The sequence below is a fragment of the Micromonospora sp. NPDC049559 genome, from assembly GCF_040676675.1.
GTDB lineage: Bacteria > Actinomycetota > Actinomycetes > Mycobacteriales > Micromonosporaceae > JBFAPK01.
This window is the reverse complement of sequence record NZ_JBFAPK010000024.1, coordinates 38,682-64,695: the sequence shown is the minus strand read 5'-3', so window position 1 is coordinate 64,695 and position 26,014 is coordinate 38,682. Positions and strand designations below refer to the sequence as shown.

Here is a 26,014-nt window from a genome sequence, read left to right as displayed (position 1 = left end):
CGCGACTGCGGGGCTCGCAAGCTCACTCCTCGCGCTCACCGGTCACACCCACCCATCACCGGGTCCAGGGACGCGCCACCCGCGATCACGTCCGCGATCAGGCCACCCTCGGCCATCGCCGGGATCGCCTGGAGGTTCACAAAACTCGGCTCGCGGTAGTGGACCCGGTACGGCCGGGTACCACCGTCGGAGACCGCGTGCACACCGAGTTCGCCGCGGGGCGACTCGATGCCCACGTACACCTGGCCCGGCGGCACCCGGAAGCCCTCGGTGACCAGCTTGAAGTGGTGGATCAGCGACTCCATCGACTGACCCATGATCTTCGCGACGTGTTCGAGCGAGTTGCCCATGCCGTCCACGCCGATGGCGAGCTGCGACGGCCAGGCGACCTTCTTGTCCGCCACCATCACCGGGCCCGGCCGCAGCCGGTCCAGCGCCTGCTCCACCAGCTTCATCGACTCGCGGATCTCGCCGAGTCGCACCTGGTAGCGGCCCCAGACGTCGGCGTCCGTCGAGGTCGGCACGTCGAACTCGTACGTCTCGTAGCCGCAGTAGGGGATCGTCTTGCGCAGGTCCCAGGGCAGGCCCGCCGAGCGCAGCACCGGACCGGTCACGCCCAGCGCCAGGCAGCCGGTCACGTCCAGCACCGCGACGTTCTTGGTCCGCTCGATCCAGATGGGCTGGCCGGAGAGGAGGTCCTCGTACTCCTTGAGCCGCTTCGGCATCATGGCCAGGAACTCGCGGATCTTGACGATCGCCTCGTCCGGTACGTCCTGGGCGACGCCGCCCGGCCGGACGTAGGCCATGTTCATCCGCAGGCCGCTGATCATCTCGAAGATGTCGAGGATGTACTCGCGCTCCCGGAAGCCGTAGAGCATCATCGAGATCGCGCCGAGCTCCATGCCCGTGGTGGCGAGCCAGACCAGGTGCGAGGAGATCCGGTTCAGCTCCATCATCAGCACCCGGATCGTGGTCGCCCGCTCCGGCACCTCGTCGGTGATGCCGAGCAGCTTCTCCACCGCCAGGCTGTACGCCGTCTCGTTGAAGATCGGCGACAGGTAGTCCATCCGGGTCACGAAGGTCGTGCCCTGCACCCAGTTGCGGTACTCGAGGCTCTTCTCGATACCGGTGTGCAGGTATCCGATGACGGACCGCGCCTCGCGGACCGTCTCGCCCTCCAGCTCCAGGATGAGCCGGAGCACGCCGTGCGTGGACGGGTGCTGCGGGCCCATGTTGACGACGATCCGTTCGTCGCTGATCGGGTCCGTACCGGCGACGACCGTGTCCCAGTCACCGCCGGTGACGGTGAAGACCCGTCCCTCGCTCGTCTCGCGTTCGGTCGCGTATCCGGGAGTCGTCATCAGGCCACCTCGCTCCGCTCCATTGCTCGGGTCCCCGCGCCCATCACTGGTACGACCTCCGCCGGTCTGGCGGTTGGATCTCCGCACCCTTGTACTCGACGGGCACGCCACCCAGCGGGTAGTCCTTGCGCTGCGGGTGCCCCTCCCAGTCGTCCGGCATCAGGATCCGGGTCAGCGCCGGGTGACCGTCGAAGACGACGCCGAACATGTCGTACGCCTCGCGCTCCTGCCAGTCGGCGGTCGGGTACACCGACGTCACGCTCGGCACGTGCGGGTTCTCCACCGGGACCGCGACCTCCAGCCGGATCTGCCGGCGGTAGGTCATCGAGGTCAGCTGGTAGACGACGTGCAGCCGCCGGTGGTCCGCGCCGAGGTAGTCGACGCCGGAGACCGAGGAGCAGAGTTCGAAGCGCAGCGCCAGGTCGTCGCGGAGCACCTGGCAGACCTCGGCGATCCGCTCGGGGCGGATGTGCAGGGTCAGCTCGCCCCGGTCGACCACGACCTTCTCGATCGCGTCCGAGAAGGCGGGGTACGCCTCCTGCAGCGCGTCGTGCACCTCGTCGAAGTAGCTCCCGTACGGCCGGGGGCTCCCCTCCACGGGCACCCGCTGCCGGACGAGGCCGCCGAAGCCGGAGGTGTCGCCGGAGCCCTTGATGCCGAACATGCCGCGTCCGGCCGGGCTGGCCGGCGGGTAGTCGGAGGGGGCGGTGGTGGTGGCGCCGGTCGGCGGGGCCACCACCGGTACGCCGCCGCCGGGGCGCTCGCTCGGGGCGCCCCCGGTCGACTCGCTCGCGGTCGCCGCGGTCTTCGGCTCGTTCGGTTCGCTCGGCGCGCTCATCGGGCCCCTCCGGAGACGTGGTGCTGCGCCTTCATCCAGTTCTCGATGCGCAGCTGCTCCTCGCGGCCCTCGCGGACGGCCTGGATCCACTCGGCCCGGCGGGCCTTGTCGGAGCGGTACGACGAGGGCATCGAGCCCGGCGGCACGATCGGTACGTCGCCGCGCGCCACCCGCGCCTCGTGCATCTTGCGCCCGTTCGGGCCCAGCGGCTCGTGCATGATCTTTTCGCGGAGCTTGAGGATCGCGTCGATCAGCATCTCCGGCCGGGGCGGGCAGCCGGGCAGGTACATGTCCACCGGGACGACGTGGTCGACGCCCTGCACGATGGCGTAGTTGTTGAACATGCCACCGCTGCTGGCGCAGACCCCCATGGAAAGCACCCAGCGGGGCTCGGCCATCTGGTCGTAGATCTGGCGCAGCACCGGTGCCATCTTCTGGCTCACCCGGCCGGCCACGATCATCAGGTCCGCCTGCCGGGGCGAGGCACGGAAGACCTCCATGCCCCAGCGGCCCAGGTCGTAGTGGGGGGCGCCGGCGGCCATCATCTCGATGGCGCAGCAGGCCAGCCCGAAGGTGGCCCCCCACAGCGACGACTTGCGGGTCCAGTTGACCAGCTTCTCCACCGAAGTGAGCAGGACGCCGGCGGGAAGTTTCTCCTCGATACCCATCTGTGCCTCCCCTCAGTCCCAGTCGAGCCCGCCGCGCCGCCACACGTAGGCGTAGGCGACGAAGACCGCGACCATGAACAGGACCATCTCCACGAAGCCGAAGATGGGCAGCGCGTCGAAGGACACCGCCCACGGGTAGAGGAAGATGATCTCGATGTCGAAGACGATGAAGAGCATCGCCGTCAGGTAGAACTTCACCGGGAAGCGGCCGCCGCCGACCGGCTCCGGGCTCGGTTCGATGCCGCACTCGTACGCGTCGAGCTTGGCCTTGTTGTAGCGCAGCGGGCCCGCGAAGCGCGCGGCGCCGACCGAGAAGAGCGCGAACGCCGCAGCGATGGCGAACAGCCCGATGATGGGTACGTAAGGCGAGAGCGACATCGTTTTCTCCTGCTCGTCCTTCCCTGCCCTCGGTGGTTACCGAAATTCACACTATTCACAAGCTCCCGGGCGACTCTGCCCGGGGTGGCCACTTGCGCCGGTCAGGCCGTCCCGTCCGTGGCTACACGGCCGGTACGACCTTCGTCATCGCGTTGATGACCCGGTCCATCGCGTCCCCGCCTCGGGGGTCGGTCAGGTTGGCCAGCAGCTTGAGGACGAACCGCATCAGCATGGGGTGTGGCATGCCGTGCTTGGTGGCGATCCGCATGATCTGCGGGTTGCCGATGAGCTTCACGAAGATGTTGCCGAGCCGGTAGTAGCCGCCGTAGCGGGCCTTGAGCTCCGCCGGGTACGCGGCCAGCGCCCGCTCCCGCTCCGGACCCTCCGGGCGGGCCAGCGCCTGCACCACCACCTCGGCGGCGAGTTCACCGGACTCCATCGCGTACGCGATGCCCTCGCCGTTGAACGGGTTGACCATGCCACCGGAGTCGCCGACGAGCAGGACCCCGCGGGTGTAGTGGGGCACCCGGTTGAAGCCCATGGGCAGCGCCGCGCCGAGGATCGGCCCGTCGGCGTTGGCCTCGTCGTTCATGCCCCACTCGGGCGGGGTCGCGTCGAGCCAGTCGGTGAGCAGCCGTCGGTAGTTCGTCTTGCCGAAGGCGGTCGAGGAGTTGAGCACGCCGAGCCCGACGTTGACCCGACCGTCGCCGAGCCCGAAGATCCAGCCGTAGCCGGGCAGCAGCTTGTCGCCGCCCTCCCGGCTGCGCAGTTCCAGCCAGGACTCCAGGTAGTCGTCCTCGTGCCGGGCGGGCGAGCGGTAGTAGCGGCGGACGGCGACGCCGATCGGCCGGTCCTCCCGCTTGGCGAGGCCGAGCGCGAGCGGGAACCGGCCGGAGACCCCGTCGGCCGCGATGATCAGCGGCGCGTGGAAGGTCGCCGGCTCCTTGCCCGGGCCGACCTCGGCCTGGACGCCGACGGCCCGCCCGGACCCGTCGAGCACCGGCGCGACGACGTTGACCCCGGTACGCAGGTCGGCGCCCGCGGCGACCGCCCGCTTCGCCAGCAGGTCGTCGAAGTCGAGCCGGGTACGCACCAGGCCGTAGTTCGGGAAGCTGGCCAGCTCGGGCCAGTCGAGTTCGAGCCGGACGCCGCCGCCGATGACCCGGAGTCCTTTGTTGACCTGCCAGCCCGCCGCGGCGGTGGCCGCCCGGTCCCGGTCAGGGGCGGCTCCGCCCGCGCCGACGACGCCGAGCTTGACGAGCTGCTTGACCGCGCGCGGGGTGAGCCCGTCGCCGCAGACCTTCTCGCGCGGGAACTCGGTCTTCTCCAGCAGCAGCACGCGCAGTCCGTGCCGGGCCAGGTGGTACGCGCTCGCGGAGCCGCCCGGACCGGCGCCGACCACGATGACATCGGCGTCGTGCTCGACCGTGGCCATCTGCTCCCCTCCCGTTCGCTCGTGAAATGCTTCACAAGCTAGTTCGGGAGGAGTCTAGAACCGCTACGAGGTCGGCAGCCGGTTAGGCGACCCTAACTAGTAGAGGTAGATCGGTCGGACGCGGCCTCCGCGCTCGGCGACGCCGCGTCGAGCGAGAGTCCCTCGGGCAAGTCGAGCGAGAGTCCCTCGGGCAACTGGTCGCGCAACGCGCCCCCGGTGGCCCGGTCCAATGCGGCCAGTACGTCGCTGACCACCTGCTGCACCCCGGCCGGGTCGGCCCCGGCCAGTTGCCGGATCTGGGTGATCAGCTCCGCGGCGTCGGTACCGTCGTCCGGCGCGCCGGACACGTCCGACACGACCGGAAGATCTTCACCGTCCGATTTGTACGTTCCCACCATGGGCGCAGCCTACGTGGAAAATCTGGCCATAACCGGAAAACGGCGAAAGGTCATGAAAGATCAGTCACGTACCGCCCGGTGCAGCGCGACCACGCCGCCGGTGAGGTTGCGCCACGCCACCGCGCGCCACCCCGCTCCGGCGATCCGTCCGGCCAGGCCCGCCTGATCGGGCCAGGCCCGGATCGACTCGGCCAGGTAGACGTACGCGTCCGGGTTGCTCGACACGCGCCGGGCGACCGCCGGCAGCGAACCCATCAAATAGGACAGGTAGACCGTCCGGAAGAGCGGATTCGTCGGCTGGCTGAACTCGCAGACCACCAGGCGACCGCCGGGCCGGGTCACCCGCGCCAACTCACGCAGCGCCGCGTCCGGGTCGGCGACGTTGCGCAGGGCGAACGAGATGGTCACCGCGTCGAACGTCGCGTCGCCGAAGGGCAGCCGGAGCGCGTCCCCGGCGAGCAGCGGTACCTCCGGCCGGGTCCGGCGGCCGGCCAGCAGCATCCCCAGGGAGAGGTCGGCGCCGACCACGTACGCGCCGGAGCGGGCCAGTTCCTCGGTCGAGACGCCGGTACCGGCGCCGACGTCGAGCACCCGCTCCCCCGGCTCCAGCCCGAGCGCCGCCCGGGTGGCCCGGCGCCAGCCGCGGTCCTGGCCGAAGGAGAGGACGGTGTTGGTCAGGTCGTAGCGGGAGGCGACGCCGTCGAACATCGCGGCCACCTCGTGCGGCTGCTTGTCCAGGCTGGCGCGGCGGCCATGCGGGGTACTCGTCACGCCGTCCTACTCTGCCAGCCGCGCGTCCCACCCGGGGGCCGGGTGCGGGGTCGGTGGCGACGGCGGCCGGATCGCCGGCGCGGGACACCGCGGGCGGGCCGGCCCGGAACACACCGCGGGCGGGATGGAGACCATCCCGCCCGCGATGCCGTGCTCTATATAGACGGCCCGCACACGGGCCGATGGAGGACCACCGCAGGTGACCCGATCGGTTCGACCGTCCCTCGCCCACGGTATCCGGGCCGCGCGACGGTGGTTCCGCGGACGGCCCGGGGCCGCCCGACCGGAGTACCCGGACGGCCGACCGGGAGGACGGCCGGGACTTTATCCATCATCGTGCGGGTATGCCACCCCGTCCGCCACCGCCGCGGGCGGCGGGATCTCCCGATTTGCGGCTGGAGTGTCCAGGTTGATCGGCTCGGTCCGGCCGCCCGTACCGGGGGAAACCAGCGGTGCGTGCCGCCGGATCCGGCGGTTCGCCGGACCGGCGGCCGGCCGAACGGCTGACCGTACCGCTGGCCCGGCGTGATCAGCGATGCACCGGGCGTGGCCGGCCGCGCCCGGCGGAACGGCCGGGCGTGACCGGCACCGGCGTCACCGGGCGTCGACGAGGGGCAGCCGCCTGCCCGCCCCGCCGCCCGGCAGGGCGATCGAGGAGAAGTGCGAGACGACGCGGTCGTCGGTCGGGTCGTCCGCGGGGTCACGGTGCACGGCCAGGTGCCGGTAGAGGGTGTCGCGCTGGGCGGGGATCCGGCCGGCGGAGCGGATCATCCAGATCAGCTCGTGCAGGTTGGAGCGGTGCCGGGCACCCGCCGAGGAGATCACGTTCTCCTCAAGCATGATCGAACCGAGGTCGTCGACCCCCATGTGCAGGGCGAGCTGGCCGACGTCCTTACCCGTGGTCAGCCAGGAGGCCTGCAGGTGCGGCACGGTCTCGAAGAAGAGCCGGGCGACCGCGATCAGCCGCAGGTACTCCAGCGTCGTCGCCTGCGTACGGCCCTTGAGGTGGTTGTTCTCCGGCTGGTACGTCCACGGGATGAACGAGCGGAAGCCCCGGGTACGGTCCTGCACGTCGCGGATCATGCGCAGGTGCTCGATCCGCTCCGCGGCGGTCTCCCCGGTGCCCATCATCATGGTCGCGGTGGACTCGATGCCCTGCCGGTGCGCGAGTTCCATCACCTCCAGCCACCGCTCGCCCGACTCCTTGAGCGGGGCGATGGCCTTGCGCGGCCGTTCGGGCAGCATCTCGGCGCCGGCCCCGGCGATCGAGTCCAGGCCCGCCGCCCTGATCCGGCTGATCGCCTCGTCCAGCGAGACGCCGGAGACCTTGGCCATGTGCAGAATCTCACTCGGGCCGATCGAGTGGATGGCGAGCTGCGGGTACGCCGCCTTGACCGCGGAGAAGAGTTCCTCGTAGTACTCCACGCCGTAGTCGGGGTGGTGACCGCCCTGGAGCATCACCTGCGTGGCGCCCAGCTCGACCGCCTCGCCGCAGCGGCGCAGGATCTCCTCGGTCGGGTGCGTCCAGCCCTCGGCGTGCTTCGGCGCCCGGAAGAAGGCACAGAACTTGCACGCGGTGACGCACACGTTCGTGTAGTTGATGTTGCGGTCGATCAGGTACGTCACGATGTTGTCCGGGTACCTGCGCCGCCGTACCGCGTCGGCCGCCTCGCCCAGCTCGTGGAAGGGCGCCTCGGTGTAGAGCAGCAGCGCCTCCTCGGGCGTGATGCGTCCGCCGTCCGCGCCGCGCTGCAGGATGTCGTGGATCTCCCGGCTCACCGTCACAAGTTAAGAGCGTACGTCCCCGTCGCGGCCTCCGTCCGGACGGCGTCGACCCGGAACGCCCCGGCCGCCGCCCTCGGCGCGCCCCCCGACGACGCCCGGACGAGGCGGCCGCCGGCCCGGGGTGAGCCCGATCACCGCCGGCAACCGCCGTACGCGTCACCACCGACAACCCGTTGAACGCGGGCCCCGCCGACAACCGTTGAACCGGCGGCGGCGCGCTCGTAGCCCGGACGACAAGAACGTGAAACCGGGTTCGTTCTCAATAATCTAGGCTGGGCTCTCACGCCCGGGCTCACCGCGCGGCCCCCCTCCCCGGAATTTGAGGATCGACGGGACCATGACCACAGCCACGACACCGTCCGCGGACCAGGCGAGTCAGGCCGACGCCGTCGCCACCGGTACGGACGACGCGCCGTCGGCGGGCGCCGGGCCGGAGCGGCCGGACCGGTTCACCCGGGCCCTGCGGCTGATCCGCCGGAACCCGGGCATCACCGGCCTGCTCGCGCTGGGCGTGGTGGTCCGGCTGCTGATGATGGTCGCCTATCCGCCCGCGTTCTGGTTCTACGGCGACAGCGGCCTCTACGTCCTCATGGGCAAGGGCGAACTGGTCCCCCACCCGACCCGCCCGATCGGCTACCCCGCACTGCTCAAGGTGCTCGAACCGACCCACACCCACTTCGCGGTCGTCGCGGTGCAGCACCTGCTGACGCTGCTGCTGGCGCTCGCGGTCTACGCCGTACTGGTGCGGCGGGGGGTGCCGCGCTGGATCGCCTGCGTCGCCGCCGCCCCCGTGATCTTCGACTCGCTGATGCTCACCCTCGGGCACTACCTCCTGCCCGACGTGCTCTTCAGCGTGCTGCTCGCCGGTTGTGTGCTGGTGCTCCTCTGGTCCGACAAGCCGGGATACCCGGCCGTAACCGCCTCCGGCCTGCTGATCGCCGCCGCCTGGATCACCAAGCCCAGCGCGCTTCCGGTCGCCCTGCTGCTCGGCCTCTACCTGCTGGTCCGCCGGGTCGGCTGGCGCAAGGTGGTCGCGTACGCGCTCGGCTTCGTCCTGCCGTACGTCGGCATGATGGTCTGGATCAACGGGCGGCCCAGCGTCTACGGCTCGCAGAGCGCGACCGCCCTCTACGGCCGTACCGCGATCATCGCCGACTGCGACCGGCTCAAGCTGACCCCGGACGAGCGGCTCGCCTGCCCCGACCAGCCCCTCGGCCAGCGCTGGGACCGCGCCGACGCCTTCTTCTGGCGCCGCCCGGCCCGGCTCGGCGACATCTACTCGCCCGAGGGCGCGCAGCGGCTGACCGACTTCGCCCGCGCCGTGCTGGAGCAGCAGCCGCTGGACTACCTGCGCATCGTGGGCAAGGAGAGCGCGGCGCACTTCGTACCGGGGCTCTACCTCGGCCCGATGAACGAGTGCCTGCGCGACCGGATGGTGCCGCCGACCCAGTTCCAGGACTGGGAGAAGGTGGTCGACCGGTGCCCGCCGGCCCAGGCCCAGCCCAACTTCGGCGTCAACCCCACCAACCCCCGGTACGCCCCGAAGGCGACCGTCCTCACCAAGGCGTTCCACCGGTACGGCGAGTACCTGCGGACCGGGCCCGTGGTCCTCTCCATCGGCCTGCTGCTCTCGCTCGCCGCGCTCTTCGCGTGGCGGCGGGCGAACGCGCGGGTCCGCTTCGACCTGCTCCTGCTCCTGGCCGCCGGACCCGGGCTGACCGTGCTCACCGTCGCCGTCGGCATGTACGAGCCGCGCTACGCGCTGCCGGCGCTGCCGCTCAGCGCCGTCGCCGCCGCCATCGCCTGGCAGGGCCTACGCACCCGGCGCCCGGCCAAGACCGCCCCCACGGAGGCGACCGCGACCGAGAGCTGACCCTGGGCCGTCGCGCCCGCGACCGAGCCGAGCACCGACGCGGCCGGGTCCGCCGGACCCGGCCGCTCGCGTCCGGAGAACGACCAGGTCGGGGTGGGGCCCGCCGTGCCAGGCGAAGACATCAAGCCTGACGGGATTCGCCGGGTACGGCGGGCCCCACCTCCAACCCGGACCGCGACGCACCGCGCCCAACCGACGCCCCACCCCAACCCGGACCACGACGCGCCGCAACCGACCGACGCCTCCAACCCGGACCGCGACGCACCGCGCCCAACCGACACCCCGAGCCCGTCAACCGTCGTAGTCGACGACCAGCTCGTCCGTCACCGGGCTCGACTGGCACGTCAGCACGTACCCCGCCGCCACCTCGTCCGGCTCCAGCGCGTAGTTGCGCGCCATGGTGACCGAGCCCGAGACCACCCGGGCCCGGCACGTCGAGCAGACCCCGCCCTTGCAGGCGTACGGCAGCTCACCCCGGACCCGCAGCGCCGCGTCGAGGACCCGCTCGTCGCGGCCCATCGAGAAGCTGCTGGCCCGACCGTCCAGCACGATGGTGACCTGGCTGCCGGCGGAGGTCTCGGCCGGGCGGGCCGGCGGCGCGGGCGGCTCGTCGACGTGGAACAGCTCGGCGTGCACGGCCCCGGCCGGTACGCCCCGCCGGGCGAGCACCCCCTGGGCATCGGTCACCATCCCGTACGGGCCGCAGAGGAACCACTCGTCGATCCGGTCGGCCGGCACGATCGTCTCCAGCAGCCGGTCGAACCGGTCCGCGTCGACGCGGCCGGAGAGCAGCGGCGCCTCGCCCGGTTCCCGGGAGAGCACGTGCACCAGGTGCAGCCGGGCCGGGTACCGGTCCTTCAGGTCCGCCAGCTCCTCGGCGAACATGACGCTGCGGGCGTACCGGTTGCCGTACACGACGGTGAAGCTGCTGGCGGGCTCGACGGCGAGCGCGGTAGCGACGAGCGCGAGCACCGGGGTGACGCCCGACCCGGCGACCAGCGCGCCGTAGTGGCGGGACCGGCCCGGGTCGAAGGCCGTGGTGAAGGTGCCGAGCGGCGGCAGTACGTCGACGGTGTCGCCGGCCCGCAGGCGGCCGGCGGCGTAGCCGGAGAAGGCGCCGCCGGGGATCTCCTTGACCCCGATCCGCAGCCGGCCGTACCCGGCCAGCTCCGCCGGGGTGGAGCAGATCGAGTACGAGCGCCGCACGTCCGGCCCGCCGTCCGGGTCGAGCAGTCGTACGGTCAGGTGCTGGCCGGCCCGGAAGGCGAAGCTGTCGCGCAGCTCCGCCGGTACGGCGAAGGTGATGGCGATCGCGTCGTCGGTGAGCCGGTCCACCGCGGCGACCGGCAACGGGTGGAACACCGGCCGGCGGCGGACCGGCCGGTTGATGATGACTGTCACAGCGCCTTCAGGTGGTCGAAGGGTTCGGCGCAGGCGCGGCAGCGCCACAGCGCCTTGCAGGCGGTGGAGCCGAAGCGGCTCAGCTGCTCGGTCTCGGGCGACCCGCAGCGGGGGCAGCGGGCGCCGAGGGTGAGCGGCACCGGCCCGCCGCGCCCGGCCGGTCCGCTGGTCGCAGCCCGCGCGGGCGGGGCGATGCCGGCGGCGGTCAGCTTCGCGCGCCCCGACTCGGAGATCCAGTCCGTGGTCCAGGCCGGCGCGTAGACGGTGCGTACCTCGGCGTCGGGGTGACCGGCGGCGGCGAGCGCGGCCCGCACGTCGGTGCGGATCACGTCCATCGCCGGGCAGCCGGTGTAGGTGGGCGTGATCGTCACGACGATCCGGCCGGTGCCGGGCTCCTCGGTCACGTCCCGCAGGATGCCCAGCTCCTCGATGGTGAGCACGCGGATCTCGGGGTCCACCACGGCGGCCACGGCCCGGCGGGCCGCGTCGACCGCGGCCGGGGCGGCGCTCACCACCGCGCGCCCGGGTGGGCGCGGTGCAGCACCTGCATCTCGGCGAGCAGGTACGACAGGTGCTCGGTGTGCACTCCGGTACGGCCGCCGGCCGGGGCCCAGCCGTCGTCGGGTCGCCGCAGCGTCGCCTCGGCGAGAACCGGTTCGACCGCGCCGAGGAAGGCGGCGCGCAGGCCGGCCGGGTCGACCGGCGCCTCCGGCTCCGGGGCGAACAGCTCGTGCGTGTACGGCCACACCTGGTCGACCGCCGCCTGCATCCGCCGGTGCGACTCCTCGGTGCCGTCACCGAGCCGCACCGTCCAGAGCGCCGCGTGGTCCAGGTGGTACGCGGACTCCTTGCGGGCCTTGGCGCCGATGGCGGCGAGCCGTTCGTCGGCGCACCCGCTCAGCGCCGCGTAGAGCGGCAGCTGGTACGCCGAAAGGAAGAGCAGCTTGGCGATGGTGACCGCGAAGTCGCCGTTGGGCAGCTCGACGAGCAGGCAGTTGCGGTACTCGCGGTCGTCCCGCAGGTACGCCAGGGTGTCCTCGGTCAGTTCGGTGACCGCCGGGGGCGCCGAGGCGGCGACGTCGGCGGCGGTACGGCCCGCGGCGGTCAGCTCCTCGGCGGCGTACGAGAGCAGCAGCCGGGCGGCGCCGAGCTGGTCGAGCGCGATGTTCGCGAGCGCGATGTCCTCTTCCATCTCGGGCGCGGCGGCGGCCCACTCGCCGAGGCGCTGGGCGGCGATCAACGCGTCGTCACCGAGCGCGAGCAGGTATCCCGGGGTGACCGTCACAGGTGCGCCGCCCCCTCGGGTACCTCGTAGAAGGTGGGATGCCGGTAGACCTTGTCCGCGGCCGGGTCGAAGAAGGCGTCCTTCTCGTCCGGGCTGGAGGCGGTGATCGCGGCAGCCGGTACCACCCAGATCGAGACGCCCTCCTGCCGGCGGGTGTAGAGGTCCCGGGCGTTGCGCAGGGCGAGGGTGGCGTCGGGGGCGTGCAGGCTGCCGACGTGGGTGTGCGCGAGCCCGCGCCGGGCCCGGACGAAGACCTCCCAGAGCGGCCAGCCGGCCGGGGCGGGGTTCGTGGTCGATTCGGTGCTCACGCGGCCACCTCCGCCGGTGCGTCGCCCGCCCGCCCGACCGGGCCGGTGCCGGGCGCGTCGCCCGCCGGCGCGGCGCCGTCCGTACCGGCCGCCCGCTTGGCGGCGTACGCGGCGGCGGCCTCGCGTACCCAGGCGCCCTCGGCGTGGGCGCGGCGCCGGTGCTCCATCCGCTGCCGGTTGCACGGCCCGTCGCCCTTGATCACGCGCATCAGCTCGGCGTAGTCGGGCTGGGTGTAGTCGTGCGCCTGGCGCTGCTCGTTCCAGCGCAGCTCCGGGTCGGGGATCCGCAGGCCGAGCACGGCGGCCTGGGAGACGCACATGTCGACGAAGCGCTGCCGCAGCTCGTCGTTGGAGAACCGCTTGATCTTCCAGGCCATGGAGCGCTCCGAGTGCGTCGAGTCCCCGTCGGGCGGGCCGAACATCGCCAGGGACGGGTACCACCAGCGGTCGACCGCGTCCTGTGCCATCGCGTGCTGCGCCGGGGTCCCGTGCGCCAGCGTGTGCAGGATCTCGTACCCCTGCCGCTGGTGGAAGGACTCCTCCTTGCAGATGCGGATCATGGCGCGGGCGTACGGGCCGTACGAGCACCGGCAGAGCGGCACCTGGTTGACGATCGCCGCGCCGTCCACCAACCAGCCGATGGCCCCGACGTCCGCCCAGGTCAGGGTCGGGTAGTTGAAGATCGAGCTGTACTTCTGGCGGCCGCTGAGGAGCAGGTCGACGAGTTCGTCCCGGGTGACGCCGAGCGTCTCGGCCGCGGCGTACAGGTAGAGACCGTGCCCGGCCTCGTCCTGGACCTTGGCGAGCAGGATGGCCTTGCGCTTGAGCGAGGGGGCCCGGCTGATCCAGTTGCCCTCCGGCTGCATGCCGATGATCTCCGAGTGGGCGTGCTGGGCGATCTGCCGGATCAGGGTCTTCCGGTACGCCTCGGGCATCCAGTCCCGCGGCTCGATCTTCTGCTCCGCCTCGATCACGGCGGTGAAGTAGTCGTGCTGGTCGGCGCCGTGGTCGGGCTCGCCGGCTCCGGCCACGTCGCGACCGGCCGCGTCGCGCAGCTCCGCCTCGGCGGCGGCGACCTGGTCGAGCAGACCGCCGGCGGAGCCGGTCTCCGGCGCGGAGAAGTCGTTGCCATACACCCGGTCAGTGTTACAGCTCACCACACCGGAAGCCAAGGCGTGTCACAAGAATGATCACCATCACCTTCGGTGGGCGAGCAGCTACCAGCTGTGTGAATGCGCATATGTCGGCGCGAATGACGCTCGTCACAGCGGCAACGCGAACGCGGACTAACCACGACTTATATGACCATTCCGGTTCGGCAGTTGTGGACTCGCTCGTGCCGCGCACTGGCGCGTCGAGCTTCCGGACGTAAAATTCCCCGAGTTGCAACGGACCCCATGCAACCAAATTCCGATGCAACCAGATGACGATCGCCTTCCGACGGGAGGCAGTCCCGTCCCCCTCGGGGCACGGCCGCCCGCGCCCGCCCGCCCGGGGCACGCGCCAGTACCGCGTGATCGGCGATCGCCGCACAAGACGAAGCGCACCCCGCCCAGTGCCCCCCGGCCCTGACCAATGGAGTCACGCCACTCATGCGCTCTCGCGTGATCATGGTGCTCGCCATCGCGACGATCCTGCTCGGCGGCGCGATCCTGGTACCGACGGCATACGCCCGCCTCGCCGGGCCCGACGAGGCCGAGAAGCTGGCCACGGCCCAGGCCGCCGCAGCCGAGGCGGCGCTGGTCCCACCGCCGCCGCCGACCCTCGCCAACGCCCCGGTCAACGTGCCGTTCAAGGGCAAGTTCCTCTCCTGGGCGCTACTCGACCGCAAGACCGGCACCATCTCCGGTGCCAAGAACATGACCTCCACGAACTCGACCGAGTCGATGCTGAAGGTCTGGCTCGTCTCCGACTACCTGCGCCGGCTCGGCGACAAGCAGCCGTCCTCCTCGATGCTGCACAACGCCGAGGTCGCGATCAAGGACAGCAACGACGACGCGGCCAACGCCCTCTGGAAGGCCGGCGGCGGATCTCCCGTACTGGACCGGTTGATCGACATCTGCGGGCTGACCGACACCAAGCCCGGCGCCGTGCCCGGCTACATCGGCTGGTGGAGCTTCACCACCATGTCGCCCCGGGACGCGGTACGGATGGGTGACTGCGTCGCCAGTGGCAAGGCGGCCGGCCAGAAGTGGACCAAGTGGGTGCTCGACACCATGAGCAAGGTCCGCGGCTCGGTCAAGCAGCAGCAGGCCAAGACCGGCGGCGGCAAGTGGGGCATCATCGACGGTCTGCCAAAGGCCATTTTCGACCAGGGCCCGGTCAGCATCAAGAACGGCTGGACCCCGCTCGTCTACGACGGCAACTGGCACGTCAACTGCCTCGCCGTCACCGACGACTGGGTGCTCGCGGTGATGATGCGCTACCCCAGCAAGGGCGGCACCATCCCGAGCTACGGTGCGAGCGTCTGCGCCAGCGTCGCCACCCAGCTGGTGACGCCGGAGCCCGGCGCCGCCCTGCGGGTGCCCAAGCCGTTGGCGTCGAGCTGATGGCGGGCGCACGCCGGGCCGGCAGATCCGGCGGCGGGGAGATCACGCCGTTGCGGCTGCTGATGGTCTGCGGCGTGCTGCTGGTGCTCGTGCTCGCCGCGCTCCGGTTCGTACCGGGGTCGCCCTTCGGCACGAAGGCCGCCGCCAGTTGGAGCGAGGGCGGCGCCGCCGGCGACCGCCCGTCCGCCGGCGCGGAGGCGGCGAGCCGCGCCGAGCGGCCGACCCCGGCGGCGACCAGCGCCGCCCCGTCGCCGCTGGAGATCGCGCCGACGGACGTAAAGATCGACGCCACCGGCTGGTGGTCCTGGGCGATGCAGGACACCCGGACCGGCGAGATCCACGGCTCGTCGAACATGACCCGGACCAGCACCACCGCCTCGCTGATCAAGGCGTGGATCGGCGCGGACTTCCTGCGCCGCTCCGCCGAGCAGGACAGCACGCCGAGCGACGCGCGGCTCGCCCAGGTCAGCACGATGATCCGGGACAGCAACAACGAGGCGGCCCAGGCGCTCTGGCAGGTGGTCGGCGAGTCGGCCTCGATCACGCGGCTGATCTCGACGTGCGGGCTCACCGACAGCAGCGCCTACAAGGACCTGTGGAGCAACACCAACCTCTCCGCCCGGGACATCACCCGGCTCGGCGCATGCATCGTCAGCGGCAAGGCGGCGGGCCCGAAGTGGACCGACTGGCTCCTCGACGAGATGCGCCAGGTGCGCGGTACCGGTGACTTCGGCATCCGCAAGGCGTTCCCCGCCGCGGAGCAGAAGAGCATCGCGATCAAGAACGGTTGGGTGACCCGGGACGCGGTCGGCCAGTGGAACGTGAACTGCCTGGCCATCGGCGACGGTTGGACGATGGGCGTGATGACCGTCTACCCGGCGAGCCTGGGCTACACCTACGGGGCGAACATCTGCAAGAGCGTCGCCCAGCAGCTCCGCGCCGCCGTCTGACCGCCGGCTGACCGTGGCCTGATCCCGCCGCCGGCTGACCCGCGCGCCGCCGCTGTTCTGATCCCGGCGCCGGCTGACCGCCACCGCCGCCCCGCGCGCCGGGGACGTGACCACCCGGGCGGGGCGCCGCGGTGGCGGCGCGGTCGGGCGTTACGCGGAGAAGAAGGCGGGGCCGCCGGCCGGCAGCGGCGGTACCGCGCCCAGCCCGGCCGCCCGGCGGGCGAACTCCCGCAGGCCCGCGACCTGGCGCTCGCCGAGCGAGAAGTCCAGTCGCCGGAAGTACGAGGCGAGCGTCTCGGCGTCGAAGGTCTCCCAGCGGGCGGCGGCCTCCGCCACCTGGTCCAACTCCTCCAGGCAGAGGTCGCGGGAGCGCAGGAATGCCTCGTGCACCTCCTTCACCAGCCCGGGGTGGGCGGCGGCGTACTCCCGACGGACCGCCCAGGCGGCGAAGACCATCGGCAGCCCGGTCCACTCGTGCCAGGCCTGGCCCAGGTCGGTCACGGAGAGCCCGCGCTGGGGCGCCTCGTAGAGGGCCCGCAGGGCGGCGTCGCCGATCAGCACCCCCGCGTCGGCCTCCAGCAGCATGGTGGTCAGGTCCGGCGGACAGCTGAAGAACTCCGGCTCGACCCCGTACCGCTCGGCGAGCAGCATGCGGGCGAGCAGCACCCCGGTACGGGAGGTCGAGCCGAGCGCGACCTTGGCGCCGTCCAGCTCCGCCAGCGGCCGGGTGGAGACGATGTTGACCGAGAGGACGGGTCCGTCGCTGCCGACCGCCAGATCGGGCAGGAGCAGCAGCTCGTCGGCGTGGCGCAGGTACTCCACCTGCGAGATGGGGCCGATGTCCAGGTCACCGGCGACCAGCGCGTTGTTGAGCCGGTCCGGGGTGTCCTTGTACAGGTCGACGTTGAGCAGCGCGCCGGACCGCATCAGACCCCAGTAGATCGGTATGCAGTTCAGGAACTGGATGTGACCTACTCGGGGTCGCGTCAACTCGCTCATGACCCGACGGTAACCGGATCATCGAGGGGGCGCTCAGGCAGCCGCCCGGGAAGTGGGCAAGCCCGCATCCGGCTCCGTACCGGACGGGCGCGGCGGATCGGTGCCCGGGTCGGGCTCGCCCCCGAGCCACGTGCCCGGCCCCTCGGGAGCGCCGCGCGGGCGCGGGAGCGCGGCGGAGCGGGCCGTCCGCTCCCGGCGTACGGTCCGCTGGACCGGCGGGACGAGGAAGGCCAGCACCGCGAGCCCGGCGAGCCCGGCCACCGCGACCAGCGGTCGGGGCGGGAAGCTCTCCAGCAGCACCCCACCGATCAGGTAGCCGAGCATGGACGCGCCCTGGAGGGCCGCGCCGAGCGCGGCGAACGCCCGGCCCCGGGCGGCCGGTGGCACCCGGTGCGCCATCACCACGTTGCTGAAGACGCTCACCCCGCCGTTGCAGATGCCGCCGACGAGCCAGAGCGGGATCAGGTACCGGGCCTCCGGCACGGCGGCCGCCGCCAGCACCATCAGGCAGCAGCCGCCGAGCAGCGCCAGCATCGTCCGGACCAGCACGCCGTCGTACGTGGTCCGCCGGCCCAGCCGGACGAAGAGCCACGCGCCGACGAGCATGCCGGCGGTCCAGGCGGCGCTCACGACGCCGTACATGGTGGTGGAGCTGTGCAGGGTCTGGCGGATGTAGAAGACGTCGATCACGTTGATCGCGCCGACCCCGGCGATCACCCCGCTGACCGCGATCACCATCGCCAGCAGCAGCGGGTCGTGCCGGAGCCGCCACGGCGTCACGGGCGCCGTCTCCGGCTGCGTCGGCGCGCCGCCGGATCGCCGCCGCCGCGGCCCCGCTCCGCCGCGACGGGTGCGCAGCAGCAGCCCGACCACCACGAGCGCCAGGTAGCTGGCCGCGTCGAGCAGCAGCGGTAGGCGGGTGCCCAGCTCGCCGACGAGCAGTCCGGCGAGCGCCGGTCCGGCGAGCGCGCCGATGCTGCCGGCGGTCTGGTTGACCGCGCTCGCCTTGGTCAGTTCGTCGGGGCGGACCATCTCGGGGACCAGGGCGGCGAGGGTGGGCTGGGTGATCGCGAGGCCACAGGCCAGCAGCCCGGCGAGCACGATGATCAGTGCGGGATGGCCCGCGTACGCCAGGGCCAGGCAGGTGACGGCCTGGGCGATCCCGGTGCCGACGAGCAGCTTGCGGCTGTCCACCCGGTCGGCGAGGCGGCCGGCGAGCGGGGCGAGCGCGACCAGCGGCAGCGTGGCGGCGAGGAGCAGACCGGAAATGGCGAGACCACCGGCACCGGCGCTCTGCAACGCGAGGGCGAGGGCCGTGGCGGCGAGGAAGTCGCCGCAGCCGGAGACGCCTCGCGCGGTCGCCGCGAGATAGACGTCGGACCAGCGGGAACCGACAGATGTGAAAGACACACTTCGAAAATAATCCTTCACATCTGATCAGCACAACCCCCGTCGATCGGTCGACCGACCGCTATTCCATCGGCACGGCTCGATACTGGACCGCGACCGGGCGCGCGCCGGGCGGCGGGTCGGCGACGCGGTGCCGCCGCCGGTACGGCTCCAGCAGCTCGCGCACCGCGGCGTTCAGCTCGGCCAACTCCTCGGCGGTCACCAGGAGCATGACATCGCTGAGCGTAGCCACGTCGTACCACTCCGGCGGCTCGTCCGAGGCCCGACGCACCCAGTCCCGGGCCCGCTCGATATCCCGGGCCAGGAACGCCTCCACCAGCGCCCCCTCGGCCGCCCGCGCCTCCGGACCGGCCGACTGGCCCGCCGCGAACTGCCAGGGCTGTACCGTGCCGCGCCAGAGCCGCTCGCGCGCGTCCCCGCGCCCCGGCGCCTCCTCGACCAGGCCGAACCGCGCCAGCGCACGCAGGTGGTAACTGGTGGCGCTCGGCGACAGGCCGACCACCTCGGCGCACTCCGTGGCGCTCACCGAGGCGCCGGTCGACTGCAGATGCTCCATGATCCGCAACCGGGCGGGATGCGCCAGGGCTCGCATGACCTGGGGATCGGTGATCGTCACCCGACCCTGGTCGAAGCGCTGCTCGCTCATGCGCCCCATGATCCTGCCTACCGCCCGAGCGGCGTTAATCCGATCTCCGCGACCCGCCCGGCGGCCAGCGGCGCGGCGAAAATCGGTGGAACGGTGTTGGGGGCACGGGTAGGCTGGTTGGCCGCTTGACGGCCGAGGTGAGACAGCACCGGAGCGGACGTCACCGCGCCGGGCGCCGGCCATCCGAACCCGGACACGCGAGCGAGCAGCAGACCATCACGAGGGATCTCAGCGTGCCCGCAACGACCATGCCGGGCGGCGGAGCCGCCGCCGACGACGAACTCGAAGCCGATCTGAAGGCCGAACGCGAACACCTCACCATCTCCCGCGCCGCGCTGCGGCGCATGCGCGAACGGGCGGAGTCGCTCTTCGCCAGTGGCGACAAGGTGGCCGGCGACGCCTACACCGCCGAGCAGCTCGGCCGCCACATGGCGCGCCGGGTCGCGGAACTCGCCGACAGTCCCGACACGCCGCTCTTCTTCGGCCGGCTCGACTTCGGTACGACCGAGCACGCCGGGCGCAACTACCACATCGGCCGGCGGCACGTCACCGACGAGCTGGGCGAGCCGCTGGTGCTCGACTGGCGCGCCCCGATCTCCCGCTCCTTCTACCGGGCCAGCGTGCGCGACCCGCAGGGTGTCGCCACCCGGCGCCGCTTCGGCTTCAGCGCGGGGGAGCTGACCAGCTTCGAGGACGAACACCTGGACCGGGGCGAGGAACTGGGCCGCGACAGCCGGCTGCTCACCGCGGAGATCGAGCGCCCCCGCGTCGGGCCGATGCGCGACATCGTCGCCACCATCCAGCCGGAGCAGGACGAGCTGGTCCGGGCCGACCTGGAGACCTCGATCTGCGTACAGGGGGCGCCAGGCACCGGCAAGACGGCCGTCGGGCTGCACCGCGCCGCGTACCTGCTCTACCTGCACCGGGAACGGCTGCGCCGCTCGGGCGTGCTCGTGGTCGGGCCGAACCGGGCGTTCCTGGCGTACATCTCCGCCGTACTGCCCGCCCTCGGCGAGGTGGAGGTGGCCCAGTCCACCGTGGAGGACCTGGTCGCCCGGGTACCGGTCCGGGGCGCCGACGAGCCCGCCGTGGCCATGGTCAAGCACGACGTACGGATGGCCGAACTGCTCCGCCGCGCCCTCGCCGGGTACGTGCGCGAGCCGGAGGAGCCGATCGTCGTCTCCGACGGCTCGTTCCGCTGGCGGATCTCCCTCGACGCGCTCCGGCGGATCGTCGAGGAGGTACGGCGCGAGCGACTGCCGTACGCCACCGGCCGGGAACGGGTCCGGGCCCGGGTGGTCGGCCTGCTGCAACGGCAGGCCGAGGCGCGCCGGGCCGAGTCGCCGAGCGACGCCTGGCTGCGCCGGATGGCGCGGATCAGGCCGGTCACCGACTTCCTCGACGCGGTCTGGCCCGAGGTCACCCCGGAAGGGCTGCTCTTCAACCTCCTCTCCGACGCCGGGGCGCTGGCCGACGCGGCCGAGGGGCTGCTCACCGAGGAGGAGCAGGCGCTGCTGTGCTGGTCGCGGCCGGCCCGTACGCCCAAGGCCACGAGGTGGACCGCGGCCGACGCGGTACTGATCGACGAGGCGGCCGGGCTGCTGGAGCGTACGGCCGGGTTCGGGCACGTGGTGGTGGACGAGGCGCAGGACCTCTCCCCGATGCAGTGCCGAGCAATCGCCCGGCGCAGCGAGCACGGCTCGATCACCCTCCTCGGCGACCTCGCCCAGGGCACCGCCCCGTGGGCGGCCACCGACTGGCGGGAGTCCCTCGCCCACCTCGGCAAGCCGGACGCGGCCGTGGTGCCGCTGACGGTCGGCTTCCGGGTGCCCGCCGCCGTGGTGGCCTTCGCCAACCGGCTCCTGCCGGCGCTCGCCGTGGACGTACCGCCGGCCGAGTCGCTGCGCCGCGACGGCGCGCTCGATCTCCGTACCGTCGGCGAGGTCGAGGGTGCGACGGTGGCCGAGGTACGGGCGGCGCTCGCGTACCCGGGATCCGTCGCCGTGATCGCCGCGGACGCCGCGGTCGAGCGGCTGCGCCGCGTGCTGGCCGAGGCCGGCATCGACACCGCGCCGGCCGACGACCCGGAGGCCGACGGCCGCGTCAGCGTCGTCCCCGCGACCCTGGTGAAGGGCCTGGAGTACGACCACGTCGTGGTGGTCGAGCCGGCGCAGATCGTGGCCGCCGAGCCGCGCGGCCTGCACCGCCTCTACGTGGTGCTCACCCGGGCCGTCTCCCGGCTCGCGGTGGTGCACGCCGAGCCGCTGCCCGCCCCGCTCTGACGCCTCGCCACCCCGCCGCCCACTCCCCGTCGATCTAGGGCAAATCGTGGTGATTGGCGATCAACTAGCAGGGATTTGCCCTAGATCGACGGGCGGGGCGACGGGCGGGGCGGGCGACGGGCGGTCGGGCGGGTCAGCGCCAGCGCAGGGTGGCGATCCGCCCCTGCTCGCCGGAGGCCCAGCAGGCGCCGCCGGCGGTGCAGTCCACCGAGTCGAAGCTGCCGGCGTCGAAGTTCCGCCACCGGCGACCGCCGTCGTAGCTGATGTCGCTGCCGGTCGGCCCGACCGCGAGCGCCAGCCAGCCGGCCCGGGGCAGCCACGCGGCGCCCGAGCGGTACGCCCCGGGCGGCCCGGCCGCCACCGTCCAGCTTCGCCCGCCGTCCCGGCTGGTCGCGGCGCCGTCCGGCGCGCTCGCCGGGGTGGTGTAGTCGCCGCCGACCGCGATGCCGTGCCCGGCGTCCCGGAAGGCGAGTGAGTAGATCCCGGCCGACGGGCCGCTCGGCACCGGGCTGGCGGTCACGGACCAGCTGCGGCCCCGGTCGTCGGTACGGAAGACGCGGGCGCTCGCGCCGCCGCCGGTGGCGAACCAGGCCCGGTCCGGGCCCCGGTCGGCGGTGACCAGGCAGGTGCCGCTCGCCGCGAAGGCGAACTCCCCCTCCAGCGCCGCCGGCATGCCGGTGCCGGGGAGCACGGACCAGGACCGCCCGCCGTCGGCGGTGGAGAGGATGCGGAACCGCCCGTCGACCGGGTCGGAGAGGGCGAGCCCGTGCCGGCGGTCGAAGAAGGCCAGGCAGTCGTAGAAGGCGCGCTCGTCGTCGTTGCGGAACGTCTCGGTCCAGTTCCGGCCGGCGTCGTCGGTGCGGTAGACGCGGGAGTCGCCGCCGGTACCAATCGAGAGCACCACCGCCGAGTCGGCGTCGAACGCCTCGATGTCGCGCAGTTCCAACCCCGGGTCGGCCGGCCCGACCCGCTGCCAGCTGCGGCCGCCGTCGACCGTACGCAGCACGGTGCTGTCGCTGCCGCTGGCCCAGGCCACCCGGTCACTGACCGCGGCGAGGCCGCGCAGCCGGGCGGTCACGCCCGGGTCGGTGAGTCGCCAGTCCGGCTCGGGCCGCCGGGCGAAGCCGGAGACCGAGGCGAGCGCGACGGCGGAGAGGACGAGCACGGAGATCGTTCGTGGCCGCATGGCTTCGCAACGTACTCCAGATCCCGCCCGCCCGCCGCCCGAGCGCGACCGGGGCGCGGCGGGCTCCGGCCGGCGGCGGAACGGCCCCGGCCGGCGGCGGGGGCCGCTTCCGTCGGGTTGCTGACCCGGATTTCCGCACCGCGAGGGACCCGCGAACGGCAACGACCAAGGACGATGTCTCTCAGACACTCGTGTCCACACGGGAGGCAAAGTGCAGCTACCACTACCACGCACGATCCGGGCGGCCGCGTGCGGTACGGCCCTGCTCGCGGTGCTCGTCATGGCCGGCGGGACGCCCGCGTCGGCCGCGCCCCCGCCGCCCCTGCCGGCCGAGGCGCTCGCGGCCGGGCTCCAGCAGGTACGGGACGCCGGCATGCCGGGCGTCTTCGCCGAGGTACGCGACGGCAAGCAGGTCTGGCGGGGGGCGCGCGGCTACGCGGACGTGACCACCCGGCGGGCGATGCTGCCGGGGTTCCAGCACCGGATCGGCAGCATCAGCAAGACCTTCCTGGCCACCACGCTGCTGCAACTCGTCGGCGAGGGCAGGCTGACGCTCGACGCCCCGTTCGGCGACTACCTGCCCGAGTACGCGATCGACGGGGTCACCGTACGGATGCTGCTGAACCACACGAGCGGCATCGGGGACTACGACTCGGTGCTGTTCCAGAGCGGCGAGGACATCGAGCGGATCCGCTCCGTCACGTACCCCCCGGACGAGGTGGCCCGGATCGGACTGGGCGCGCCGCGTACCGGTGCGCCGGGCGAGAGCTATGCCTATTCCAACACGAACTTCGTCCTCGCCGGGCTGATCCTGGAACGGGTCACCGGCCGCCCCGCCGCCGAGGAGATGACCCGGCGCATCATCCGGCCGCTCGGGCTCTACCAGACGTACTTCCCGGCCACCAGCACCACCATCGTCGGCCCGCACTCCGCCGGCTACATCCCCTGGTACGACGGGGAGCTGCGCGACTTCAGCGAGTACAACATGTCGGTGTTCTGGGGCGCCGGCGACGTGGTCTCCACCAGCGCGGACCTGGACACGTTCTTCCGGGCCCTGCTCCGCGGCAAGCTCCTGGAGCCAGCCGAGCTGGCCGAGATGCGAACCACCGTACCGATGGACCCCGCCTTCCCGGACGCGGCCGGTTACGGGCTCGGCCTCTACTGGGTGACGCTCCCCTGCGGGCAGGTGTGGGGGCACGACGGCCTCGTCTTCGGGCACAGCACCATCTCCTGGCACTCCCCGGACGGGCGGCGGCAGGCGACGATCGCGGAAAACATGACGCACTACGCGCTGCCGGGTCAGCCGAACCCGATCACCGACGCGACCTTCGAGTTCCTGGTCACCGCGCTCTGCGGTACGCCGGCACCCGCGCCGACGGCCGCCCGCGCCGCCGCGGCGGCGGTACGTCCACCGTGGCTCACCCCGGTCCCCGGCGCGCCCGCCCCAACTCCGTCCGGCCGCTAGCGCCGAGTGGGTCCGACGTCGGTCCCGATCATGGGTACGGGAGAAGGGTGTTGAAGGTCGGTTTGTGACAACGCCCTTCTCCCGGTCGGCATGCCCGTCGGGCTGGGCGGCGGGTTCGTCCTCGCTCCCCGTAGCGGGCCGGAAAGTAGGTCGCTCTTCTCGCCCTACATCGTCGACGGCGTGGTCACATCACATTCGATGTGGAGAGAGAAGAGCGAGTTACTTCCGCCCGGGTCACCCGGCGTCTCCGCGCCGAGCGGGTCGGCTGGCCGGAACGTTGGTACGGGGTGGCTCCGCGGGGGCCGTTCCGTACCGGAGATGGCGAGCGGTCGGATCCGGGGCGAACGGACGGCGTCCGGACCGGGGCGGATAGCGTCGCACCCAATCGGTAGGCTGCCGCACGGCGAGGCTGTAGCGCAGAGGTCGTCGCGCCTTAGCAGCAAGCTGGAGGACGTCGGTTCGAATCCGACCGGCCTCGCCACCCCTGCCGAGGAGCCCGATGCCGCCGACCCCAGACCGCGCCGTGACGCCGACACCGAGCGGCACCGACGGGCCGGGGCAGGCTGACATCGACGCCTGCCTGCGGGTGCTGGCCGAGGTGGGCGAGGCGGATCCGGACGACCCCCGCTGGGCGCCGGTGCGCGCCGCGCTGGAGCAGGTGCACCGGGCCAGCAAGCGGCGGCGCAAGCTGGCCCGCCGGGCGGAGCGCGCCCGCCACGACCGGGCGGTCAGCGCGGCCGCGACGCGCTACCGCGATCAGGACCCGCGCCCGGTGGTCGGGCCGGACGACCTTCGGGCGGCCGGACCGGACGGACCCGCGCCGGACCAGGCGCGGCCAGACCAGGCCGGACCGGGCACGTCGGACAGCGAGGCGTCCGCCGGGCCGGTCCTGCTGGGCGAACGACGCTGCTACGTCTGCAAGACGCGCTACCGCCGGGTGCACGCCGACTACCACCTGCTCTGCCCGGACTGCGCCACCGAGAACGCGCTGCGCCGGCACGCCCGGTGCGACCTGCGCGGCCGGCGGGCCGTCGTCACCGGCGGCCGGATAAAAATCGGCTTCCAGGTGGCGCTGAAGCTGCTCCGGGACGGCGCCGAGGTCCTCGTCACCACCCGATTCCCGCGCGACGCCGCGCGCCGCTTCGCGGCCGTACCGGACTCGGCCGACTGGCTCGACCGGCTGCACGTACACGGGGTGGACTTCCTCGACCTGGCCGGGGTGGCCGACCTGCTGGCCGCGATCCCCGAGCGGTTCGCCCACCTCGACATCCTGGTCAACAACGCGGCGCAGACGATCCGCCGCCCGGCGGCGTACCACCGGGAGGTCCGCGCCGCCGAGCGGGAGCCGCTCACCGGGGCCGCCGCGCGGGTCGAGCTGGTGGCGGGCGGCGGCGACCTGCGGATCGGCGCGGCGGCGCCGGACCACGGCGCGGCTCGGTCCGGGGCGCTCGCCCTCGCCGGCACCGCCCACCCGCCGGCCGGCCTGGACGCGCTCTTCCCGGCGGGCCGCGTGGACGAGACCGGCCAGCCGCTGGACCTGCGCGACCGCAACAGCTGGAGCCTGCGGCTGCACGAGATCGAGCCGGCCGAGTGGCTGGAGGTGCAGCTCGTCAACGCCTTCGCGCCGTTCCTGCTCACCTCGCGGCTGCGCGGGCTGCTGACCGCCTCGCCCTTCCCGGACCGGTACGTCGTGCAGGTCTCCGCCATGGAGGGCAGCTTCTCCCGGCGGAACAAGACCGTGCGCCACGCGCACACCAACATGGCCAAGGCCTCGCTGAACATGCTGACCCGCACCGTCGCCGCCGACTACGCCCGCGCCGGCATCCACATGACCAGCGTGGACACCGGCTGGGTCACCGACGAGCGCCCGCACCCGGAGAAGCTGGCCCAGCGGGAGGCCGGGTTCCGTCCACCGCTGGACGTGATCGACGGCGCGGCCCGGGTGTACGACCCGATCGTGCGCGGCATCGGCGGGGAGCCGATGTCCGGCGTCTTCCTGAAGGACTACCGACCGGTGGAGTGGTGA

The 26,014-nt window shown here is 72.7% G+C and carries 23 protein-coding genes and 1 tRNA gene; 7 read left to right on the top strand and 17 right to left on the bottom strand.

Annotated features, from left to right (window positions below; genetic code table 11):
• Positions 1 to 35 precede the first annotated feature (35 nt).
• From AB0J86_RS24095 to mqnC, 8 genes are all read right to left on the bottom strand, one after another.
• The gene (locus AB0J86_RS24095) at positions 36 to 1,361 is read right to left on the bottom strand and encodes an NADH-quinone oxidoreductase subunit D (protein WP_363859859.1); all 1,326 of its coding nucleotides are present in this window, start codon (positions 1,359 to 1,361) and stop codon (positions 36 to 38) included.
• A 43-nt stretch (positions 1,362 to 1,404) separates the two neighbouring features.
• Complete coding sequence (locus AB0J86_RS24090) at positions 1,405 to 2,199, bottom strand: NADH-quinone oxidoreductase subunit C (RefSeq protein ID WP_363859858.1); 795 nt, start codon at positions 2,197 to 2,199, stop codon at positions 1,405 to 1,407.
• Positions 2,196 to 2,867 carry an NADH-quinone oxidoreductase subunit B family protein gene (locus tag AB0J86_RS24085; protein ID WP_363859857.1) on the bottom strand — a complete coding sequence of 224 codons (672 nt, stop codon included), beginning with the start codon at positions 2,865 to 2,867 and terminating at the stop codon, positions 2,196 to 2,198. The genes AB0J86_RS24090 and AB0J86_RS24085 overlap by 4 nt, the downstream gene beginning before the upstream one ends.
• Positions 2,868 to 2,879: 12 nt before the next feature.
• Positions 2,880 to 3,245: an NADH-quinone oxidoreductase subunit A gene (locus AB0J86_RS24080; protein ID WP_363859856.1), complete on the bottom strand. Its 366-nt coding sequence runs from the start codon at positions 3,243 to 3,245 to the stop codon at positions 2,880 to 2,882.
• 121 nt (positions 3,246 to 3,366) lie between these two features.
• Positions 3,367 to 4,680, bottom strand: coding sequence for a geranylgeranyl reductase family protein (locus AB0J86_RS24075; RefSeq protein WP_363859855.1), 1,314 nt, complete (start codon positions 4,678 to 4,680; stop codon positions 3,367 to 3,369).
• A 92-nt stretch (positions 4,681 to 4,772) separates the two neighbouring features.
• The gene (locus tag AB0J86_RS24070) at positions 4,773 to 5,036 is read right to left on the bottom strand and encodes a hypothetical protein (RefSeq protein ID WP_363859854.1); all 264 of its coding nucleotides are present in this window, start codon (positions 5,034 to 5,036) and stop codon (positions 4,773 to 4,775) included.
• 102 nt (positions 5,037 to 5,138) lie between these two features.
• Positions 5,139 to 5,849 (bottom strand): demethylmenaquinone methyltransferase, encoded by a 711-nt coding sequence (locus tag AB0J86_RS24065; protein WP_363859853.1) that lies wholly within the window; start codon positions 5,847 to 5,849, stop codon positions 5,139 to 5,141.
• 594 nt (positions 5,850 to 6,443) lie between these two features.
• On the bottom strand, positions 6,444 to 7,634 hold the full coding sequence (mqnC, locus tag AB0J86_RS24060; RefSeq protein ID WP_363859852.1) for a cyclic dehypoxanthinyl futalosine synthase: 1,191 nt from the start codon (positions 7,632 to 7,634) through the stop codon (positions 6,444 to 6,446).
• 337 nt (positions 7,635 to 7,971) lie between these two features.
• Here mqnC and AB0J86_RS24055 point away from each other — a divergent pair, with 337 nt between their 5' ends.
• Entirely contained in the window at positions 7,972 to 9,507 is a 1,536-nt protein-coding gene (locus AB0J86_RS24055; RefSeq protein ID WP_363859851.1) for a hypothetical protein, read from the top strand.
• Positions 9,508 to 9,798: 291 nt separating this feature from the next.
• Here the strand turns inward: AB0J86_RS24055 and paaE are convergent, their stop codons facing one another.
• The 5 genes from paaE to paaA are packed head-to-tail and all read right to left on the bottom strand — an operon-like array spanning position 9,799 to position 13,637.
• Complete coding sequence (gene paaE / locus AB0J86_RS24050) at positions 9,799 to 10,908, bottom strand: 1,2-phenylacetyl-CoA epoxidase subunit PaaE (RefSeq protein WP_363859850.1); 1,110 nt, start codon at positions 10,906 to 10,908, stop codon at positions 9,799 to 9,801.
• Positions 10,905 to 11,420, bottom strand: a complete 516-nt coding sequence (gene paaD, locus AB0J86_RS24045; RefSeq protein ID WP_363859849.1) for a 1,2-phenylacetyl-CoA epoxidase subunit PaaD — start codon at positions 11,418 to 11,420, stop codon at positions 10,905 to 10,907. The genes paaE and paaD overlap by 4 nt, the downstream gene beginning before the upstream one ends.
• Positions 11,417 to 12,193, bottom strand: coding sequence for a 1,2-phenylacetyl-CoA epoxidase subunit PaaC (paaC, locus tag AB0J86_RS24040; RefSeq protein WP_363859848.1), 777 nt, complete (start codon positions 12,191 to 12,193; stop codon positions 11,417 to 11,419). Before paaC ends, paaD begins: the two co-directional genes overlap by 4 nt.
• On the bottom strand, positions 12,190 to 12,501 hold the full coding sequence (gene paaB / locus AB0J86_RS24035) for a 1,2-phenylacetyl-CoA epoxidase subunit PaaB (RefSeq protein ID WP_363859847.1): 312 nt from the start codon (positions 12,499 to 12,501) through the stop codon (positions 12,190 to 12,192). The genes paaC and paaB overlap by 4 nt, the downstream gene beginning before the upstream one ends.
• Positions 12,498 to 13,637, bottom strand: a complete 1,140-nt coding sequence (gene paaA / locus AB0J86_RS24030) for a 1,2-phenylacetyl-CoA epoxidase subunit PaaA (RefSeq protein WP_363859846.1) — start codon at positions 13,635 to 13,637, stop codon at positions 12,498 to 12,500. The genes paaB and paaA overlap by 4 nt, the downstream gene beginning before the upstream one ends.
• A 456-nt stretch (positions 13,638 to 14,093) precedes the next feature.
• Between paaA and AB0J86_RS24025 the strand changes: the two genes are divergently transcribed.
• Complete coding sequence (locus AB0J86_RS24025) at positions 14,094 to 15,050, top strand: hypothetical protein (protein WP_363859845.1); 957 nt, start codon at positions 14,094 to 14,096, stop codon at positions 15,048 to 15,050.
• Positions 15,050 to 16,000 (top strand): serine hydrolase, encoded by a 951-nt coding sequence (locus tag AB0J86_RS24020; RefSeq protein ID WP_363859844.1) that lies wholly within the window; start codon positions 15,050 to 15,052, stop codon positions 15,998 to 16,000. The genes AB0J86_RS24025 and AB0J86_RS24020 overlap by 1 nt, the downstream gene beginning before the upstream one ends.
• A gap of 150 nt (positions 16,001 to 16,150) precedes the next feature.
• On the opposite strand, the gene AB0J86_RS24015 is transcribed toward AB0J86_RS24020, so the two are convergent.
• The 3 genes from AB0J86_RS24015 to AB0J86_RS24005 form a co-directional block, all read right to left on the bottom strand.
• The gene (locus AB0J86_RS24015) at positions 16,151 to 16,999 is read right to left on the bottom strand and encodes a menaquinone biosynthesis protein (RefSeq protein ID WP_363859843.1); all 849 of its coding nucleotides are present in this window, start codon (positions 16,997 to 16,999) and stop codon (positions 16,151 to 16,153) included.
• Between the two features lie 33 nt (positions 17,000 to 17,032).
• Positions 17,033 to 18,409: an MFS transporter gene (locus AB0J86_RS24010; RefSeq protein WP_363859842.1), complete on the bottom strand. Its 1,377-nt coding sequence runs from the start codon at positions 18,407 to 18,409 to the stop codon at positions 17,033 to 17,035.
• Positions 18,410 to 18,470: 61 nt separating this feature from the next.
• Positions 18,471 to 19,055: a helix-turn-helix domain-containing protein gene (locus AB0J86_RS24005; RefSeq protein WP_363859841.1), complete on the bottom strand. Its 585-nt coding sequence runs from the start codon at positions 19,053 to 19,055 to the stop codon at positions 18,471 to 18,473.
• A gap of 248 nt (positions 19,056 to 19,303) precedes the next feature.
• Here AB0J86_RS24005 and AB0J86_RS24000 point away from each other — a divergent pair, with 248 nt between their 5' ends.
• Complete coding sequence (locus tag AB0J86_RS24000; protein WP_363859900.1) at positions 19,304 to 21,337, top strand: AAA family ATPase; 2,034 nt, start codon at positions 19,304 to 19,306, stop codon at positions 21,335 to 21,337.
• Positions 21,338 to 21,470: 133 nt separating this feature from the next.
• Here AB0J86_RS24000 and AB0J86_RS23995 read toward each other — a convergent pair whose 3' ends face one another.
• A complete protein-coding gene (locus AB0J86_RS23995) occupies positions 21,471 to 22,523 on the bottom strand; it encodes an oxidoreductase (RefSeq protein WP_363859840.1) in 1,053 nt (350 codons plus the stop codon).
• Between the two features lie 211 nt (positions 22,524 to 22,734).
• On the opposite strand from AB0J86_RS23995, the gene AB0J86_RS23990 reads away from it, so the two are divergent.
• The 3 genes from AB0J86_RS23990 to AB0J86_RS23980 all read left to right on the top strand — a co-directional run bounded on the left by AB0J86_RS23990 (position 22,735) and on the right by AB0J86_RS23980 (position 26,014).
• Positions 22,735 to 23,988 carry a serine hydrolase domain-containing protein gene (locus AB0J86_RS23990; RefSeq protein ID WP_363859839.1) on the top strand — a complete coding sequence of 418 codons (1,254 nt, stop codon included), beginning with the start codon at positions 22,735 to 22,737 and terminating at the stop codon, positions 23,986 to 23,988.
• A gap of 405 nt (positions 23,989 to 24,393) precedes the next feature.
• Positions 24,394 to 24,469 (top strand) — tRNA-Cys (locus AB0J86_RS23985).
• Between the two features lie 18 nt (positions 24,470 to 24,487).
• Positions 24,488 to 26,014 carry an SDR family NAD(P)-dependent oxidoreductase gene (locus AB0J86_RS23980; protein ID WP_363859838.1) on the top strand — a complete coding sequence of 509 codons (1,527 nt, stop codon included), beginning with the start codon at positions 24,488 to 24,490 and terminating at the stop codon, positions 26,012 to 26,014.

Coding starts and splice junctions, on each gene's coding strand:
- AB0J86_RS23995 (WP_363859840.1), bottom strand. CDS start 22,523: ATGCGGCCACGAACGATCTCCGTGCTCGTCCTCTCCGCCGTCGCGCTC.
- AB0J86_RS24020 (WP_363859844.1), top strand. CDS start 15,050: ATGGCGGGCGCACGCCGGGCCGGCAGATCCGGCGGCGGGGAGATCACG.
- AB0J86_RS24015 (WP_363859843.1), bottom strand. CDS start 16,999: ATGAGCGAGTTGACGCGACCCCGAGTAGGTCACATCCAGTTCCTGAAC.
- AB0J86_RS24085 (WP_363859857.1), bottom strand. CDS start 2,867: ATGGGTATCGAGGAGAAACTTCCCGCCGGCGTCCTGCTCACTTCGGTG.
- AB0J86_RS24075 (WP_363859855.1), bottom strand. CDS start 4,680: ATGGCCACGGTCGAGCACGACGCCGATGTCATCGTGGTCGGCGCCGGT.
- AB0J86_RS24080 (WP_363859856.1), bottom strand. CDS start 3,245: ATGTCGCTCTCGCCTTACGTACCCATCATCGGGCTGTTCGCCATCGCT.
- AB0J86_RS24090 (WP_363859858.1), bottom strand. CDS start 2,199: ATGAGCGCGCCGAGCGAACCGAACGAGCCGAAGACCGCGGCGACCGCG.
- AB0J86_RS24005 (WP_363859841.1), bottom strand. CDS start 19,055: ATGAGCGAGCAGCGCTTCGACCAGGGTCGGGTGACGATCACCGATCCC.
- AB0J86_RS24095 (WP_363859859.1), bottom strand. CDS start 1,361: ATGACGACTCCCGGATACGCGACCGAACGCGAGACGAGCGAGGGACGG.
- AB0J86_RS24055 (WP_363859851.1), top strand. CDS start 7,972: ATGACCACAGCCACGACACCGTCCGCGGACCAGGCGAGTCAGGCCGAC.
- AB0J86_RS23980 (WP_363859838.1), top strand. CDS start 24,488: ATGCCGCCGACCCCAGACCGCGCCGTGACGCCGACACCGAGCGGCACC.
- AB0J86_RS24000 (WP_363859900.1), top strand. CDS start 19,304: ATGCCGGGCGGCGGAGCCGCCGCCGACGACGAACTCGAAGCCGATCTG.
- AB0J86_RS24025 (WP_363859845.1), top strand. CDS start 14,094: ATGCGCTCTCGCGTGATCATGGTGCTCGCCATCGCGACGATCCTGCTC.